Annotated in this window: 13 protein-coding genes; 5 read left to right on the forward strand and 8 right to left on the reverse strand. The window is 74.8% G+C overall.

The features are described 5' to 3' along the window. Positions 1 to 3 precede the first annotated feature (3 nt). Entirely contained in the window at positions 4 to 1,164 is a 1,161-nt protein-coding gene (locus Ae717Ps2_RS23730) for a glycosyltransferase family 1 protein (RefSeq protein ID WP_020622122.1), read from the reverse strand. Between the two features lie 167 nt (positions 1,165 to 1,331). On the opposite strand from Ae717Ps2_RS23730, the gene Ae717Ps2_RS23735 reads away from it, so the two are divergent. Continuing rightward, positions 1,332 to 2,174, forward strand: a complete 843-nt coding sequence (locus Ae717Ps2_RS23735; protein ID WP_075310028.1) for an inositol monophosphatase family protein — start codon at positions 1,332 to 1,334, stop codon at positions 2,172 to 2,174. A gap of 65 nt (positions 2,175 to 2,239) precedes the next feature. On the opposite strand, the gene Ae717Ps2_RS23740 is transcribed toward Ae717Ps2_RS23735, so the two are convergent. Then, positions 2,240 to 2,734 (reverse strand): DUF3592 domain-containing protein, encoded by a 495-nt coding sequence (locus Ae717Ps2_RS23740; protein WP_139318916.1) that lies wholly within the window; start codon positions 2,732 to 2,734, stop codon positions 2,240 to 2,242. 96 nt (positions 2,735 to 2,830) lie between these two features. On the opposite strand from Ae717Ps2_RS23740, the gene Ae717Ps2_RS23745 reads away from it, so the two are divergent. Beyond that, positions 2,831 to 4,087, forward strand: coding sequence for an isochorismate synthase MenF (locus Ae717Ps2_RS23745; RefSeq protein ID WP_083695299.1), 1,257 nt, complete (start codon positions 2,831 to 2,833; stop codon positions 4,085 to 4,087). A gap of 34 nt (positions 4,088 to 4,121) precedes the next feature. On the opposite strand, the gene menD is transcribed toward Ae717Ps2_RS23745, so the two are convergent. Next, a complete protein-coding gene (menD, locus tag Ae717Ps2_RS23750; RefSeq protein WP_075310026.1) occupies positions 4,122 to 5,810 on the reverse strand; it encodes a 2-succinyl-5-enolpyruvyl-6-hydroxy-3-cyclohexene-1-carboxylic-acid synthase in 1,689 nt (562 codons plus the stop codon). A gap of 327 nt (positions 5,811 to 6,137) precedes the next feature. On the opposite strand from menD, the gene Ae717Ps2_RS23755 reads away from it, so the two are divergent. Then, complete coding sequence (locus Ae717Ps2_RS23755; RefSeq protein WP_075333914.1) at positions 6,138 to 6,872, forward strand: dienelactone hydrolase family protein; 735 nt, start codon at positions 6,138 to 6,140, stop codon at positions 6,870 to 6,872. A 20-nt stretch (positions 6,873 to 6,892) separates the two neighbouring features. Beyond that, positions 6,893 to 8,539 (forward strand): ABC-F family ATP-binding cassette domain-containing protein, encoded by a 1,647-nt coding sequence (locus Ae717Ps2_RS23760; RefSeq protein WP_075310022.1) that lies wholly within the window; start codon positions 6,893 to 6,895, stop codon positions 8,537 to 8,539. Positions 8,540 to 8,605: 66 nt separating this feature from the next. Here the strand turns inward: Ae717Ps2_RS23760 and Ae717Ps2_RS23765 are convergent, their stop codons facing one another. The 5 genes from Ae717Ps2_RS23765 to Ae717Ps2_RS23785 form a co-directional block, all read right to left on the reverse strand. Further along, positions 8,606 to 8,923, reverse strand: a complete 318-nt coding sequence (locus Ae717Ps2_RS23765; protein ID WP_043279789.1) for an adhesin — start codon at positions 8,921 to 8,923, stop codon at positions 8,606 to 8,608. Positions 8,924 to 9,109: 186 nt separating this feature from the next. Further along, complete coding sequence (locus Ae717Ps2_RS23770) at positions 9,110 to 9,934, reverse strand: aldo/keto reductase (protein WP_075333915.1); 825 nt, start codon at positions 9,932 to 9,934, stop codon at positions 9,110 to 9,112. A gap of 76 nt (positions 9,935 to 10,010) precedes the next feature. Next, entirely contained in the window at positions 10,011 to 10,856 is an 846-nt protein-coding gene (locus Ae717Ps2_RS23775; RefSeq protein ID WP_075310018.1) for a patatin-like phospholipase family protein, read from the reverse strand. An 86-nt stretch (positions 10,857 to 10,942) separates the two neighbouring features. After that, a complete protein-coding gene (locus Ae717Ps2_RS23780; RefSeq protein WP_233147669.1) occupies positions 10,943 to 13,873 on the reverse strand; it encodes an FAD-binding and (Fe-S)-binding domain-containing protein in 2,931 nt (976 codons plus the stop codon). An 82-nt stretch (positions 13,874 to 13,955) separates the two neighbouring features. Continuing rightward, positions 13,956 to 15,674, reverse strand: a complete 1,719-nt coding sequence (locus Ae717Ps2_RS23785; RefSeq protein ID WP_075333916.1) for an RNA-binding domain-containing protein — start codon at positions 15,672 to 15,674, stop codon at positions 13,956 to 13,958. Positions 15,675 to 15,829: 155 nt separating this feature from the next. On the opposite strand from Ae717Ps2_RS23785, the gene Ae717Ps2_RS23790 reads away from it, so the two are divergent. Next, positions 15,830 to 16,723: an aminoglycoside phosphotransferase family protein gene (locus Ae717Ps2_RS23790; RefSeq protein ID WP_075333917.1), complete on the forward strand. Its 894-nt coding sequence runs from the start codon at positions 15,830 to 15,832 to the stop codon at positions 16,721 to 16,723. Positions 16,724 to 16,726: the final 3 nt, after the last annotated feature.

The following is a 16,726-nucleotide window of genomic DNA, read 5'->3' on the forward strand; positions in this document are numbered from 1 at the left end:
CGATCAGGCCGCGACGCGCTCCGGCGCCGCAGCGCGGAGCACCTCGCCGTAGTGGGCGAGCAGCTCGTCGCCGACCGCGGTCCAGGTGCGGCGCAGCACCGACTGGCGGGCGGCCAGGCCGAACTCCCGGTTGCGCTGCGGCTCGCACAGCGCCGCGACCGCGGCGACCAGCTCACGGTCGGCGGCGTCGGTGGCCGGGTCGCCGGGCGCTCCGCCGTCCGGACGGGGCGCCACGAGGTAGCCGGTGCGGTCGGGCAGCACGAGGTCGCGCGGGCCGCCCGCGTCGGGTGCCACGACCGGGACGCCCGAGGCGAGCGCCTCCTGCACGGCCTGGCAGAACGTCTCGGCCTGTCCGGTGTGGACGAATACGTCGAGGCTCGCGTAGATCTGCGCGAGCTCGTCGCCGCCGCGGTGCCCGAGGAACGCCGCCGACGGCAGCCGCTCGCGCAACCCGTCGGCGCTGGGGCCGTCGCCGACGACGACCAGCCGCGTCCCGGGCAGCTCACCCAGCACGGCGAGCCGCTCGACCTGCTTCTCCGGGGCGAGGCGGCCGACGAACCCGATGAGCCGCTCGCCGTTCGGGGCCAGCCGGCCGCGCAGTGCGTCGCTGCGCCGCGACGGGGTGAACCGGCGGGTGTCGACGCCGCGCGCCCACTGGTGCACCCGCGGGACACCGCGCTCGCGCAGCGCCCCGGTCGCCCAGCTCGACGGTGCGAGGGTCCGGTCGGCCATGCCGTGCAGCCGGCAGGTCCAGCGCCACGCGGCCCGCGCGGTCAGCCCGAGCCCGTAGGCGGAGGCGAACCCGGCGACGTCGGTCTGGTAGATCGCGACCGTCGGCACGCCGAGGCGCCGCGCCGCCGCCAGCCCCCGCGCCCCGACGACGAACGGCGCCGCCAGGTGCACCACGTCGGGCCGGAACCGGCGCAGCGCGGTCAGGATCCGCCTGCTGGGCACACCGACCGGCATCGAGTTCACCACCGGCAGCTCGACGGCCGGGATCCGCACGACCGGGATCCCCTCGTGGGAGTCCGGCTCGCCGGTACCCGGCGCGATCACCACGACGTCGTGACCCCCTGCCCGCAGGTGCTCGCACACCCGCAGCACCGAGTTGGTGACGCCGTTGACCACCGGCAGGAAGCATTCCGAGACGATTGCGACGCGCACGGCCGGAACGGTGACGGGGTCGGGACAGCGGGTCGGGTCCCTGGCGTGATCAACCACCCAACCCTGGGAGAACATCGGGTGGGCGGGTCACGAGTTGGCGCGTCCGGCACAAGGTGGACACCCGCGCGTCGTCGCCGGGACATCACCCGCCCGGACACTCGGGTCGCATGACGGCCGTGCCCCACACCCCGCCACACACGGTGCCACCCCTGGTGCCGTCCCCCCGGCCGGTGGACCCGGCACTGCTCTCCCGTGCCCTCGAGACCGCGGGCCGGCTGGCCAACGACGCCGCCGAGGTGATCACCGCGACGCTGGGTCGCGAGCACACCGGTTCCCTCGACGCCTCCGCCAAGGCCAACCCCTTCGACTGGGTCACCGACACCGACCGCACCCTGGAGCGGCACACCCGCCGGGTGCTGGCCGCGGAGTTCCCCGGCTGCCCGGTCGTCGGCGAGGAGTTCGGCGCCGACGCCGGTGCCGACACCGCGCCGCTGCGCTGGGTCGTCGACCCGGTCGACGGGACCGCGAACTACGTCGCGGGCCTGCCCTGGTGCGCCTACAGCCTGGCCCTGGTCGACCGCGACGGCCCGGCCGTGGGCGTCGTCGCCGACCCTGGCCGGGGGCAGATCTACGCCGCCGCCCGCGGGCGCGGCTTCCGGGCCAACGGCGTGCCGGTGCCGGAGCGGCGCACCGCCCGGGTCGCCGGGTCGCTCATCTGCGCCGAGGATCCCGAGCCCGGGTTCGTCGAGCGCGCCCGCGCCGCGCACGTCGGCGTGCGGGTGCTCGGCTCCGCCGCGCTGGCGATCACCCAGGTCGCGCTCGGCAACGCCGTCGCCGCGGTGCTGACCCGCTACCACGAGTGGGACATCGCCGGGGCGCTCTGCCTGGCCACCGAGGCCGGCGCGCTGGTGCTGGGCCGCGACGGCCGGTCGACGCCGCTGCCCGAGGGCGGGCTGCTCGTCGTGGCGCCGCAGGTCGTCGCCGAGGTCGGGGCGCTCTGGCGGGGCTGAAGCACGACATCGCCGCCCACCGCCCGACACAGTCGGGCGGCGCGGGCCGGGTCGGGCCGGCGGCCTCAGACGGTGCCGGTGCGGGCCCGGCGGCGGCGCAGCCACACGTACAGCGGCCCGAGGAGGACCCAGCCGCCCGCGATCAGCCCGGCGATCGGGAGGATCCCGTCGACGGCGGTGCGACCCGCGACACGCACGTGCGTCGGGTCGGCGGTGTCGTACTCCACGTAGATGTTCTCGCCCGGGGTGAGCCCGACCGGGTAGGAGATGCCCGCGGCCGGGGTCTGCAGCCGGCCCTCGTCGTCGACGAAGCTGACCAGGGTGCGCCAGTAGTCCGAGCCCGGCAGGACGGTCGCGGCGGTGGTGCCGCGGTTGCCGTCGATCGCCGCGTCCTCCAGGAACGCGCCGCCCAGCGCCACCAGCGCGACCAGCGTCCACACCAGCGCGACGACCAGGACGATCTCGGGCAGGTGGTACCGCGTCCGGCGGAGCAGCCGGGCCGCGACGGCCGAGGTCTCGGTCAGCACATCGCCGGTGGGACGGCCGCTCGGACTGGTCACGGGACCCGATTCTAGGAGCGCCCCGGCACTCGGGTGTGTCCGGTGCCTCGCCCCCTCACGCCAGCCTCCCGGGCGGAGGTTGCCTACTCTCGAAGGGTGACCGTCGCACCGGCCAGCACCGCGTTGCGCGTCCGGACACGCCCCCTGCGACTCGACGGGCGGCTGCTGGACGCGCTGCCCGCCGACGCCGGGGCGCTGTCCTGGGTGCGCGACGGCGAGGGCGTGGTCGGCTGGGGCGAGGTCGCCCGGTTCACCGCGTCGGGGCCCGAGCGCTTCGCCGAGGCCGACCGCTGGTGGCGCCGTGTGGTCGACCGGCTCGACGCCGGCGCCGGCTACGACGACGTCCGCCTCCCCGGCACCGGCGCCCTCGCGTTCGCCTCGTTCACCTTCGCCGACGGCTGCCCGGGCTCGGTGCTCGTCGTCCCGCGGGTGATCGTGGGACGGCGCGGGCACCGCGCCTGGATCACCGAGATCACCACCGCCGACGCCCCGGAGACTCCCGGCAGGCTGCCGGTCCCGTCGCCGGTGCGTCCCAGCGGACGGCTGCGCTACGCCGACGGCCAGGTCTCCGCGCACCGGTACCGGGCCGCCGTCGCCTCGGCGGTCGGGCGGATGCGCGACGGGGAGCTGGAGAAGGTGGTGCTCGCGCACGACCTGCTCGCCGTCGCCGACCGCCCGCTGGATCCACGGTTCCTGCTCCGCGGGCTGGCCCGGCGCTACCCGACGTGCTGGAGCTACGCGGTCGACGGCCTGGTCGGTGCCACCCCCGAGCTGCTGCTGCGGCTGCGCGGGCGCACCGTGGAGTCGCGGGTGCTGGCCGGCACGATGTGGCCCGGGTCCGGACCGGACGCCGACACCGCGGGCGCGCTGATCGGCTCGTCGAAGGACCGCCGCGAGCACACCTACGCCGTGGACTCCCTCGCCGAGTCGCTGCGCCCGCTGGTGGCCGAGCTGCACGTACCGGACGCGCCGACGGTGCTCACCCTCCCGAACGTCTCGCACCTGTCCAGCGACGTGCACGCCCGCCTCGACCCGTCCCGGCCCGCGTCGCTGCTGACACTGGTCGGCGCCGTGCACCCGACCGCCGCCGTCGGCGGCACCCCGACCCCGGACGCGACGGCGCTGATCTCCGAGATCGAGGGTCTCGACCGCGGCCGCTACGCGGGCCCGGTCGGCTGGGTCGACGCCGAGGGCACCGGCGAGATGGGCATCGCGCTGCGCTGCGCGGAGCTGCAGGGACGCACGGCACGGCTGTTCGCCGGGTGCGGGATCGTCGCCGACTCCGATCCCGACGGCGAGGTGCGCGAGGCCGCCGCCAAGATGCGCGCGGTCCGCGAGTCCCTGGAGGGCTGAGCCCCGACCGGCCGCAACCGCGGGCCCGGAGGGCTCAGTCGAGCGCTGCGGCGAGCGTGCGGCGGAGCCCGGCGTGCGCGTCGCGCAGCCCGTCGCGGCGCGCCGCGACCCGGACCAGCCGCCGTCCCGAACCCGGCCGGGCCGCGAGTTCGCATGCGTCGCCGCCCCAGTCGGTCGCCGCCCAGCCCGCCGCCCGGGCCAGCGCGACGACGTCCACCCCGGTCGGCGTGCCGAAGACCCGCTCGAAGGCGTGGGCGTGCGCCGGGCCGCCCTGTTCGAGCAGGTGGAAGATGCCGCCGCCGTCGTCGTCGAGGACGGTGACGGTCAGGTCCGGGGACGGCTCCCCCGGTCCGACGACCAGCCCGGTGGTGTCGTGCAGCAGCGTGAGGTCGCCGAGCAGCAGCGCCGTCGGGCCCGGGTGCGCGAGCGCGGCGCCGAGGGCCGTCGACACCGTCCCGTCGATGCCCGCGACGCCGCGGTTGGACCGCACGGTGAGCCCGGGGCGGGGCACGGCGGCCAACGCGACGTCGCGCACCGGGTTCGACGAGCCGAGGACGAGCTGCCCGCCGTCGGGCTGGGCGGCGACCAGGTCGCGGGCCAGCCGCAGGCCGGGCGCACCCGCGGCGGTGCCGTCGTCGAGCGCGGCGTCGAGGGACGTGGCCGCGACCTGGTCCGCGTCGCGCCAGGACCGCACCCAGTCCTCGGGCGGGGACAGCGCGGGCAGCGCGCCGACGGCCCGGACCGTGCCGGCGACGTCGGTCCAGGGAGCGCCGTCCGGGCCGGGGTCGGCGAACACCGCCACCGACGGGTCGGCCAGCAGCGCGGCGACCCCCCGGTGCAGGGTGGGCCTGCCGAGCACGACGACCTGGGCGGGGCGCAGCCCGGGGCGGCCGAGCAGCCACGGGCCGGTGCGCAGCGCGTGCGGCCACCAGCGCGAGGACGGCTCCGCGACCAGCGGGGCCCCGCCGAGCAGCGCGGGGTCCGGCGCGGGCCCGCCCGCCCCGGCGACGACGAGCGTGCGCGCCCCAGGGTCCAGTTCCAGCGGCGGCAGCGTGCGGACCGGGCGGGACACCGCGGTCCACGGCGCGCCACCGGGGCGCCCGGCGGGCAGGTCCGCGCCCGGCGGACCGGCGTCGTGCTGCCCGGTGCCCGGCCCGGCCGGGTCGTCGTCGGGCACGAGCGGGTCGGTGTAGGGCAGGTCCAGGTGCACCGGGCCGGGGGCACCCGCGCCGGCACCGGTGGCCGCGGCGAGCATCCGCGCGACGACCGCGCGCCAGCGCCGCGCCTCCGGCTCGGTGCTGCCCAGCGGCACCGGCAGCGCGCCGGCCCAGCGCACCGCACCGCCGTACAGACCGGACTGGTCCACGGTCTGGCTGGCGCCGGTGCCGACCAGCTCCGGCGGCCGGTCCGCGGTCAGGACCAGCAGCGGGACCCCCGAGTGCGACGCCTCCAGCACCGCGGGGTGCAGGTTCGCCACCGCCGTCCCGGACGTGACGACGACCGGGACCGGGCGGCCCGACGCCAGCGACAGGCCGAGCGCGAGGAAGCCCGCGGCACGCTCGTCGATGCGCACGTGCAGCCGGACCGTGCCGCACGCGTCGGCCCGGGCCAGCGCGAACGCGGGTGGTGCGTTGCGGGATCCGGGGCACAGGACCGCGTCGGTGACACCGGCTCGCGCCAGCTCGTCGACGAGGACGCGCGCCTGCGCGGTCGAGCCGTTCACCCCATCACCCCTCGCGACGACGGTACCGGCGCGGTGACCGCGGTCCGCACCAGGCCGGTACCGATCCGGCCGGAACCGGTGAAATCGCCCCACGAGGGCCCTACCGTGACGCAGGCGCAGAAGTCCGTCGATGGGGAGGGACCGTGTCCGAGCCCGGCAGGCCGGAACACCGCGGGTCCCGGGCGACCAGGACCGCGCCGCCCGGGGACCTGATCCGGTACGTACCGCCCGAACCGCGTCGCGCCCCGGCGGGACGCGGTTCGCCGGGCGTAGAACGGGGGCGTAGAACGGGGTCGACCCGTCGCTCACCCCCGGGAGGCCGGAGACGTGCCACGCACCGACTTCACGATCAGCACCCCCGACGGCGACGCCGCCGCCGTCCTGCACACCCCCGACGGCGACGGCCCGTGGCCGGGCGTGCTCCTCTACCCCGACGCCGGCGGTGTCCGGCCGGCCATCCACGACATGGCCGCACACCTGGCGTCGCTGGGCTACGCGGTGCTGCTGCCCGACGTCTACCACCGGCACGGCGACTGGGCCCCGTTCGACTTCGCCACCGTGTTCTCCGACCAGCCCGAGCGGGAACGGCTGATGGGCATGGTGCGGTCGCTGACGCCCGAGCTCGTGGCGGTCGACGCCGAGGCCTGGGTGACCGCGCTGCTGGCGCGCCCCGAGGTCCACGGCAGGGCGGTCGGCACCACCGGCTACTGCATGGGCGGGGTGATGAGCCTGCGCACCGCGGCGACCCAGCCGGAGCGGGTCGCGGCCGCGGCGTCGTTCCACGGCGGCAACCTCGCCACCGACGACCCGACCAGCGTGCACCGACTCGCCGACCGCATCCGGGCCGAGGTGTACGTGGCCGGCGCGACCGACGACTCCTCCTTCCCCGACGAGCAGAAGCAGCGCCTCGCCGACGCGTTCTCCGCCGCCGGGGTGTCGGCGACCCTGGAGACCTACCCGGCCGCGCACGGTTTCGCGGTGCCGGACGCCCCCACCCACGACGACGACGCCGAGCAGCGGCACTGGGAGGCCCTGCACCGCCTCTTCGGGGCGAACCTGTAGGGGTAGCGTCTGCGCTCGACATGAGCGCGACCCTTCACGTGACGGGCCTGGCCGCGGGCCACGGCGACCGCCCCCTGTTCTCCGGGCTGGACCTCGTCGTCGCACCCGGCGACGTCATCGGGCTGGTCGGTGCCAACGGCGCCGGCAAGTCCACCCTGCTGACGGTGCTGGCCGGCTCGCGGCCCGCGGACGACGGGTCGCTGACGCTGGCCCCGCCCGACGCGACCGTCGGGCACCTGCCGCAGGAGCCCGACCGGCGTCCTGGGGAGACGGTCGCCGGGTTCCTGGCGCGCCGGACCGGCGTCGCCGACGCGCAGGCGACGATGGACGCCGAGGCGGAGGGGCTGGCGTCGGGCACCCCCGGCGCCGACGACCGCTACGCCGCCGCGCTGGACCGCTGGCTGGCCCTCGGTGGCGCCGACCTCGACGAGCGCTCCGGGGAGGTGCTGCGCGAGGTGGGCCTGGCCGTCGGTCCGGACGCCCCGATGACCGGGCTGTCCGGTGGGCAGGCGGCGCGGGCGAACCTCGCCGCGCTGCTGCTGTCCCGCTACGACCTGCTGCTCCTCGACGAGCCCACCAACGACCTCGACCTCGACGGCCTGGAGCGGCTGGAGCGGTTCGTGGGCGGCCTCGCCCGGCAGGGCACGCCGACCGTGCTGGTCAGCCACGACCGGGAGTTCCTGGCACGCACGGTGAACCGGATCGTCGAGCTGGACCTGGTCCAGCAGCGGATCGACGTCTACGACGGCGGTTACGAGTCCTACCTCGCCGAGCGCGAGGTGGCCCGGCGGCACGCCCGCGAGGACTACGAGGAGTACGCAGGGAAGCTCGGGTCCCTCCAGCAGCGCGCCGTCATGCAGCGCAACTGGATGGCCCAGGGCGTGCGCAACGCCCGGCGCAAGACGAAGGACCCGGACAAGAACGTCCGCGCGCAGCGCCAGGAGTCCAGCGAGAAGCAGGCCGCGAAGGCCCGGCAGACCGAGCGGGCGATCGAGCGGCTGGAGGTGGTGGAGGAGCCCCGCAAGGAGTGGGAGCTGCGGATGGAGATCGCCTCCGCGCCCCGGTCCGGGTCGGTCGTCGCGCGGGCCGACGCCGCCGCCGTGCGCCGCGGTGACTTCGCGTTCGGCCCGGCCACCGTGCAGGTGGGCTGGGCGGACCGGGTCGTCGTCACCGGTGCGAACGGGGCGGGCAAGTCGACGCTGCTCGGGCTGTTGCTGGGGCGGATCACCCCGGACTCGGGTTCGGCCGGTCTCGGCTCGGGGGTGCTGGTCGGCGAGATCGACCAGGCCCGCGGGGCCTTCCTCGGGGAGGCGACGCTGCTGCGCGCCTTCGGCGAGCAGGTGCCGGACTGGCCGGAGTCCGAGGTGCGGACGCTGCTCGCGAAGTTCTCCCTGGGCGCCGACCAGGTGCTGCGGACGGCGGCGTCGCTGTCGCCCGGTGAGCGGACCCGCGCCGCGCTGGCGCTGCTCCAGGCACGCGGGGTGAACCTGCTGGTGCTCGACGAGCCGACCAACCACCTCGACCTGCCCGCCATCGAGCAGCTGGAACGGGCGGTCGAGGAGTTCGACGGGACCGTCCTGCTGGTGACCCACGACCGGCGGATGCTCGACACGGTGCGCGCCACCCGCCGCTGGGACGTGCGCGACGGGACCGTCACCGAACTCTGAGTCGCTCCGGGACGACCGTGGCCCCACCGGTGTCCGGTGGGGCCACGACGCGCGGTCGGGGTGGGGTCAGGCCTGCGGGGCGTCCGCAGCATCGGGCTGCTCGACGATTGCGAAGCGCAGCTCCTGCTCGCCCTGCTCGGTCGCCACGGGCTGGACGTCGAGGACCTTGTCGTCCAGCAGCTGGGCCGCGGCCGGCTCGAGGAAGACGGTGATGCCCTCCCCTCGCAGCACGGTGTCCTGCGCGTCGCCCGCCTGCGCGAGGGCCAGCTCCAGCCCCTGCGCCGGGTCCGGCGCGGAGATGCGCAGGCCCCCGTCCTCGGGCAGCTCGGCGTCGGTGCTCAGGGTCTTGATCGCCTCGGCGGCGTTCTCGGTGATCGCCAACATCGTCCCCACCGTACGGACGTGTGCGCCCACGTCCACCGGGTCGCCCCGGGGCGGGCCCCCGTCGGGTGACGACCGGCGCCGTGCCCACCGGAAACATCCGGAGTGACACGCGTCACCCTCCCCGTCACGACGACGGCCCGGCGCCCCTGCGCGAGGGTGCCGGGCCGTGGTGTCGCGGGGCGCGGATCAGCCGAAGTCGTCGGGGTCCGGGCCGATGCGCTTGCCGGTGTGGAGCTTCTCCACCGCGGCGATGTCGTCCTCGCTCAGCGCGAAGTCGAAGATCTCGAAGTTCTCCTTGATGCGCTCCGGGTTGTTCGACTTCGGGAACACGATGTTCCCGAGCTGGATGTGCCAGCGGAGCACGACCTGCGCGGCCGACTTGCCGACCCGCTGGGCGATCTCCGTCAGCTCGGGCGCCTCGAGCAGTCCCTTGCCCTGGCCGATCGGGCTCCACGCCTCCAGCGCGATGTCGTGCTGCTGGAGGTACTCGCGCAGCTCGCGCTGCACCAGGCGCGGGTGGAACTCGATCTGGTTGACCGCCGGGACCGTGGAGGTCTCCTTCGCCAGCCGGTCGAGGTGGTCGGTCTGGAAGTTCGAGACGCCGATGGACAGCGCCTTGCCCGCCTTCTGCGCGTCCTCGAGGCCCTGCCAGGTCTCGACGTAGCGGTCCTGCTTCGGCTGCGGCCAGTGGATCAGGTAGAGGTCCACGTGGTCGAGGCCGAGCTTGGTGAGGCTCTCGTCGAGCTTGCGGACCGCGGCCTCGCGGCTGTGCCCGTCGTTGTTCAGCTTGGTGGTGATCCACAGCTCGTCGCGCGGGATGCCAGAGTCGGCGACGGCCTTGCTGACGCCCTCCTCGTTGCCGTACATCTGCGCGGTGTCGATGTGCCGGTAGCCGAGGTCCAGGGCCGCCTTGACCTTGTCCGCGGTGTCACCGGGCTCGATCTGGAAGACACCGAAACCCAGCTGCGAGATCTGCCGGCCGTCGTTCAGCTTGATCGTGGGAACAGTCATGTCCGTCGGCTACCCGCACCGGCGCACGCTCATACCGGCCCGTGGGATCCGTCTCTGGCGGGAATGCGGGCCCGGCTCAGCGCCAGACCCGTGCGACCTCGGCGGCGACGTCCGCCGCCTGCGCCCGGCCGGCCCGCGCCGACGCGGGGCGGCGGGCCGGGTCGAGGGGGTTGCGCCCGAACGCCCGGCGCGAACGCCGGTCGGGCTCGACGACGGCGACCCGGGCCAGCGCGCCGAGCGCCTCGGCCTGCACCCGCGGTGTCCCGGCCCCACCGAGCCCCAGGGAGAGCGGCGCGATGACGACGACCCGGCCGTACCCGGCGGCGAGGTCGGCGTTGGCGGCCGAGCGGGCCCCGCCGTCGATCCAGCGGGTGCCCGCGGCCGTGACCGGCGGCCAGACGCCGGGCACCGCGCAGCTGGCGGCGACCGCGGTGGCGAGCTCGACGCCGTCGTCACGGCCGAAGGCCCGGAACGCGCCGGTGTGGGCGTCGACGGCGGTCACCCGCAGGTCCCGGTCGGCAGGCCAGTCGGCGCCGTCCAGCCGGGACCGGATCACCGCGATCCGATCCGCCTCCGGCACCGTCTCGGCGTCGAGGGCGAGGCGGCCGATCCGGGCCCGCACCCGGGTCGCGTCGCGCGGGCCGGCGAGCGCGGCGAGACCGTAGCGGACCGCGAGCCGCAGCCCGAGGGTCGCGGCGATCTCCCCGGACGGCGGGGCGAGCTGGGTCTGCGCGAGCGCGGCCGGGTCACGCCCGACCGCCAGGTTGGCGCCCACCACCGACCCCGCCGAGGTCCCGACGACGAGGTCGGCGTCCCGCAGGTCGACGCCGTCGGCGAGGAGCCCGGCCAGCAGCCCGTACATCCAGGCGATGCCGGTCAGCCCGCCGCCGCCCAGCACCAGCGCCCGTCGGTCGTCGGACATGGGTCCTCCTCGTCGGCGCCCTGCATGATCACCACGGGTGAGGGGTCCGGTTCCGGATCCGGCACCGGGCCCCTCACTCCCGACGATCACCCTCGCAGGGCGCGGTACGCGATCTGGGCCAGGTGCACCGGCTCCCGTTCGCCGGCCTGGCGGACCTGGGTGCGGCAGGAGTAGCCGTCGGCCAGCAGGGCCACGGACTCGTCGGCGGCCCGGACCGCGGGCAGCAGGGCCCGCTCGGCACACGCCATCGAGACGTCGTAGTGGCCGTCCTCGAAGCCGAAGTTGCCGGCCAGACCGCAGCAGCCGGAGTCGAGCACGGTGGCGTCGACGCCGAGTGCCGCGAGCACCGCGCGGTCGGGCTGGGAGCCCAGCTCGGCGTGCTGGTGGCAGTGGATCTGCACCAGCGCCGCGCCGTTGCCCTCGCCCGCGACGGCGGACAGCTCGTCGGCATGCCGGGCCAGCAGCTCGGCGAAGGTCGACACCTGGTTCTTCAGGGCCTTCACCCGGGGCTCGTCGGGCAGGAGCTCGGCGGCGTCGCTGCGCAGCGCCGCGGTGCAGGACGGCTCCAGCCCGACGACCGGGATCCCGGCGTCGAGCGCCGGGCCGATCGCGCGCAGGCTGCGCGCCAGCACCCGGCGGGCCGCGGTGACCTGGCCGGTGGAGGTCCAGGTCAGGCCGCAGCAGACGTTGCGCGGGGGCAGCTCCACCCGGTACCCGAGCCCGGTCAGCACCGCGACGGCATCGGCGGCGATCTCCGGGTCGAAGTGGTCGGTGAAGGTGTCGGTCCACAGCAGCAGCGGGCCGCGGCTGCCGGGCGGAACACCGAGGTCCGGCACCGTCGACATGGGCAGCCCGCGGGCGGCCTGGGCGGTGTAGGTCTCCCGGGCGATCGGCGGGATGGCGCGGCGGGCGTCGATGCCACCCGCCTTCTTCGCGACCTTCGCCAGGAACGGGACCTGCGCGAGCCGGTTCAGCCCGTCGACGGCCGCGGCCGGCAGCACCCCGACCGCGCGCAGCCAGCGCGGGAGCGCACCCATCGAGTAGTGCGTGCGCGGGCGCAGCTTCCGGTGGTAGCGGTTCGCGAGGAACTCGGTCTTGTACGAGGCCATGTCGACCCCGACCGGGCAGTCGGACTTGCAGCCCTTGCAGGACAGGCACAGGTCGAGCGACTCGGCGACCTCGTCGGACTGCCAGCCGTCGGTGATGATCTCGCCGTTCGCCATCTCGAACAGCAGCCGGGCGCGGCCGCGGGTGGAGTGCTTCTCCTCCTTGGTCACGTTCCAGCTGGGGCACATCACCCCGGAGCCGGTGTCGACGGCGCACTTGCCGACACCCAGGCAGCGCCGGGTCGCCCGGTGGAAGCTGCCGCGGTCGTGGCCGAAGGCCAGCTTCGGCTCGTCCGGCATGGTGGGCATGCCGAGCTGGACGCGCAGGTTCTCGTCCATCGTCGCCGGGCGCACGACGCGACCCGGGTTCATCCGGTCGTCCGGGTCCCAGATCCCCTTGAAGTCCTCGAAGGCGGTGATGATCTGCGGCGGGTACATCCGCGGGAGAAGCTCGGCGCGGGCCTGGCCGTCGCCGTGCTCGCCGGACAGCGACCCGCCGTGCGCGACGACGAGGTCCGCGGCCGCGATCATGAAGTCGCGGAAGTTCTGCACACCGGGCTTGGTGAGCAGGTCGAAGTCGATCCGCACGTGCAGGCAGCCGTCGCCGAAGTGGCCGTAGTAGATGCCCTTGCGGCCGTGGGACTCCAGGACCTTGTCGAACTCGCGCAGGTAGGCGCCGAAGCGCTCCGGCGGGACGGCGGCGTCCTCCCAGCCGGGCCAGGCCTCGCCGCCCTCGGGCGAGCGGGTCAGCAGCCCGGCGCCCTCCTCTCGGACCTTCCACAGCGCGGCCATCTGCTTCGGCTCACCGACGACGACGGCGCCGGTCGTGTAGGCCTTCATCGCGTCGACGACGGCCTGCGCGGCGGCCTCGGCCTCGGCGCGGGTGGCGCCGCCGGTCTCGACGTAGAGCCAGCCCTTGCCCTCGGGCAGCATCCGGCTGGTCGTCTCGTCGGGGCGCAGCGCCCGCAGCGAGGCGATCAGCCCGGCGTCCATGCCCTCGATGGTCAGCGGCTTCTGCTCGCGGACGATCATCACGTTGTCCGCGGCATGGTAGGCGTCCGGGAAGCCGAGCACGGCCAGCGCACGGGCGGGCGGGGACTCGACCAGGTCGACGGTCGCGGACAGGATCGTCGCGCAGGTCCCCTCGGTGCCGACCAGTGCCTTCGCCAGGTTCACGTTCCCCGGCACGAGCTGGTCGAGGTTGTAGCCCGACACCCGCCGGGTCAGCTCGGGCACGTGCTTCTCGACGTCGCCGGCGACCCTCGTCCCGAGTGCGCGCAGCGCGTCCGGGATCGCGCCGGTCTCGGTGCCCTCGCCGCCGAGGACGATCCGCTCACCGCGGTAGGTGAGGACCTCCAGCTCGCGGACGTTGTCGACGGTCTTGCCCCAGGCCACCGAGTGCGAGCCGCAGGCGTTGTTGCCGATCATGCCGCCGATCGAGCAGCGGTTGTGCGTCGACGGGTCCGGGCCGAACGTCAGCCCGTGCGGCTTGCCGGCGTCGCGCACGGCGTCGCAGACGGCGCCGGGCTGCACGGTCGCGGTGCGGGCGTCGGGGTCCACGGACAGGATCGCGTCCATGTGCGTGCGGAAGTCCATCGCGACCGCGGTGTTGACGGCCTGGCCCGCGATGGAGGTGCGGGACCCGACCGGCATGACCGGGACGTCGTGCGCGCGGCACACGGCCATGGCGGCCTCGACGTCGGCGGCGTCGCGCGGGGCGATCACGCCGATCGGGACGCCCCGGTAGTTCGAGGCGTCCGCCGACCACATCGCACGGCTGCCCGCGTCGAACCGGACCTCCCCGCCGATGGCGGCACGCAGGTCGTTCTCCAGGGCGCGGTACGCGGTGGTCGAACGCGATCCGCCTTCGCTCCTCGCGGTGGTGGGACGCGCGGCGCTGTCGGTGGTCACGGGGCTCCTCTCGGCACGGGCTCCGATCCACGGGAACTGCTCGTGGCCGGCGCCGTCACGACGCTACCCGGGTCACCGACAACTACCGCTCCCGCCGGCGGCGAGCCGAGACCGGGAACTCTGGGCCTGGGCTGTACCTCACCGCGTTTCCCCGAGTCTGCTCGGAGGTACGGATGACGACGCCTCGCTCCACGAGCTCTCGAAGGATCGCGGAGCCGCGGTGGACGTCCACGTCGAACAGGTTCTGCACCGTTCTGTTGTTGATCGACCCGTACTCTTGGACGTGCTCGACGATCTTGCGGTCCCGCTCGTCACTCGGGGCTCGGTGGTACGCGACGGCGGATCCCAGCTCAGCAAGCACGGGGCCGCGGAGCCGGTAGTTGGGCTGCCTCCGATGAGCGGTCCCCTGAGTCGGTTCCAGAACGGCGGCCTCTCCCTCCGCCAGCCGGCGCAGCAAAGCCTGCGTGTCGTCGAGCGAACGCTGGATGACAGATGCCACGGCGGAGGCCGCGACGCTGCGCCTGCGGCGAAGGACGGCGAGGATCAGCAGGACATCCAGGTCGTCCCGCCGCTCCGGACCGAGTTGGTTCACATACCGTGCGACCCTCATATTCGGCTGATCGGAGACGAAAGTCACCGAGACCTGGTCGCGGTCCTCCGTGATTCTCGGGGGATTGCGGCCCACCCTGAGCATCTCCCGGTACATGCGGTCCACCCCGAGCCCCACCTGCTCCACCAGCCCGAGATGGCGGAGCGCTCCGAACAACGATCGGAACCGGGCCCGGTGAGGGTGACGCAGGATGTTCTCCGGAGTCACGCCCGCCACAAGGGGACCGGGCGAGGTGATCGTCAACCAGTCCGGCGAATGTTCGACCTGGATGGGTCGGCCGGTCCGGTGGTCTCCGTGAGCCACTGCGTTCATGACGGCTTCACGCACGGCGGCCATCGGAAAGTCCTGGACCTGCAGCTGTTGTCCACCGGTGAGATTGAGCGGTGTAGCTGTGAGCCGCAGCTCGATGGCCTCGAGCAACCGTTGCATGGCCACCAACAGCGGTCCGTGCAGGTGCAAGATCGTGTCAGCCTCGCCGGAGGCGGCCTTGCGGTGCTGATAGACGATCTCCGGCTGCGCAGAGGCCTCCCGCCTGCCGAGGAGTACGACTCCGGCGTTTGACAGTCGTCCGCGAGCAGTCAGCAGACCAAGTCCAGACAACAGCTCGCGGTCGTCGGACGCGCGCAATGCGGTGGCGCCGTCGGTCGGCACTGCCTGCAACAACTCTCGCACCCGGACCAGGGCCGACGGATCCGCCACCCCTGCGGCCACCCTGCTGGAGCGGGATGACCAGTCCTCCCCTCGGCGTTCCTCCCGTAACCGGCCGACGTCCTCAGCCGTCATCGGCGGGCAGTCCGTTCCTCGGCGCCAGCAGTAGCGTCCCGTCGATGTACTGACGACCTCGATGCCCTCGGGCACGTCGACCCGAAGCAGGTCGACGCCCTCGAACGTCAGACGAGTCACCACGACGTCCAACGAGGGCGTTGTCCGTTCGTAGATTCCGTGCCGGACCGTGTCCGGGTCCATACTCGTTCCCACGATCCCGGCTGGGCCGGCGATGTCGTCAGCCACTCCGAGGACCAGAGTCCCGCCGGTGGCGTTTGCGAAGCAGACAGCTGCCTCGGACAAGTTCACCAGGGTGTCCTTCAGCTTCCCGGACGCCTGCTTGAAGTCCAGGGTCGAGGTCTCGAGCTTGCGAGCAGTCGTTCCGGACCGCACTCGTCGGAGGGCTTGCTCTACCTCGTCCGCCACTTTCGTCTCCCTTTTGGTGAACCACCCATGGGTAGTTCACCAAAAGTAGCAGCAAAAGTGGAGCGGCTCGCTGTCGACGAGCTCCCGTCGGAGCCCCTCCCGCCGTCGACGGGAACCCGGTTGCGTGATCCGGATCGCCTCGGCACGCTGCGCCGATGCCCCGTGACGAGCTCGCCGACACCGTGGTGCGTACCTGGGGCCCGGCGGGCGCGACCTGGCTGGCCGCCCGGGACCGGCTGCTCGGCGACCTCGCGGGCGAGCTGGACCTGGAGCTCGGCGCGACGCTGCCGCAGACCTTCCACGCGGTGCGCGCGGTGACCTGCGCGGACGGCACCCCGGCCGTGCTGAAGGCCGGCGTGCCCGACGGCCACCTCGACGCCGAGACCGCCACGCTGCGCGCCTGGGACGGCGACGGCGCGGTCCGGCTGCTGTGGGCCGACCCGGCCCGCGGGGCGCTGCTGCTGGAGCGCGCCGAGCCCGGCACCGAGCTCACGGCCGTGCCCGACGACCGGGCCGTCGAGGTGATCGGCGGGCTGCTCGCCCGGCTGCACCGCGCACCCGTCCCGGCGGGGCTCGACCACGTCGCGGTCGAGCGGGCGGCGTTCGACGCGCACCTGGCCCGCCCCGACGCGGTCCTGCCCCGGCCGCTGGTGGAACGGGCGGCGGCGGTGTGGACGCAGCTGTGCGGCTCCGCGGAGCGCGAGGTGCTGCTGCACGGGGACCTGCACCAGCACAACGTCCTGGCCGCGACCCGCGAGCCGTGGCTGGCGATCGACCCGCACGGCCGGGTCGGCGACCCGGGCTACGACTGCGGGCAGCTGCTGTACAACCCCCTGGACGCCGACCCGGCCGAGCTGGCCCGCCGCGCCCCGGGCCGGCTGGAGCGGCTCGCCGACGCCGTCGGGATCGGGTGGGACCGCGCGGTGGCGTGGGGGTTCGCGGTGTGCGTGCTGTCGGAGGTCTGGGACGCCGACGGCGACGCCGGGTGGGCCGGCCCCGGCCCCGCGCTCGCCGTCGCACGGCGGCTGGCGCCGCTCGTCGCGGACTGAGTC

The sequence above is a fragment of the Pseudonocardia sp. Ae717_Ps2 genome (assembly GCF_001932475.1).
Classification (GTDB): domain Bacteria; phylum Actinomycetota; class Actinomycetes; order Mycobacteriales; family Pseudonocardiaceae; genus Pseudonocardia.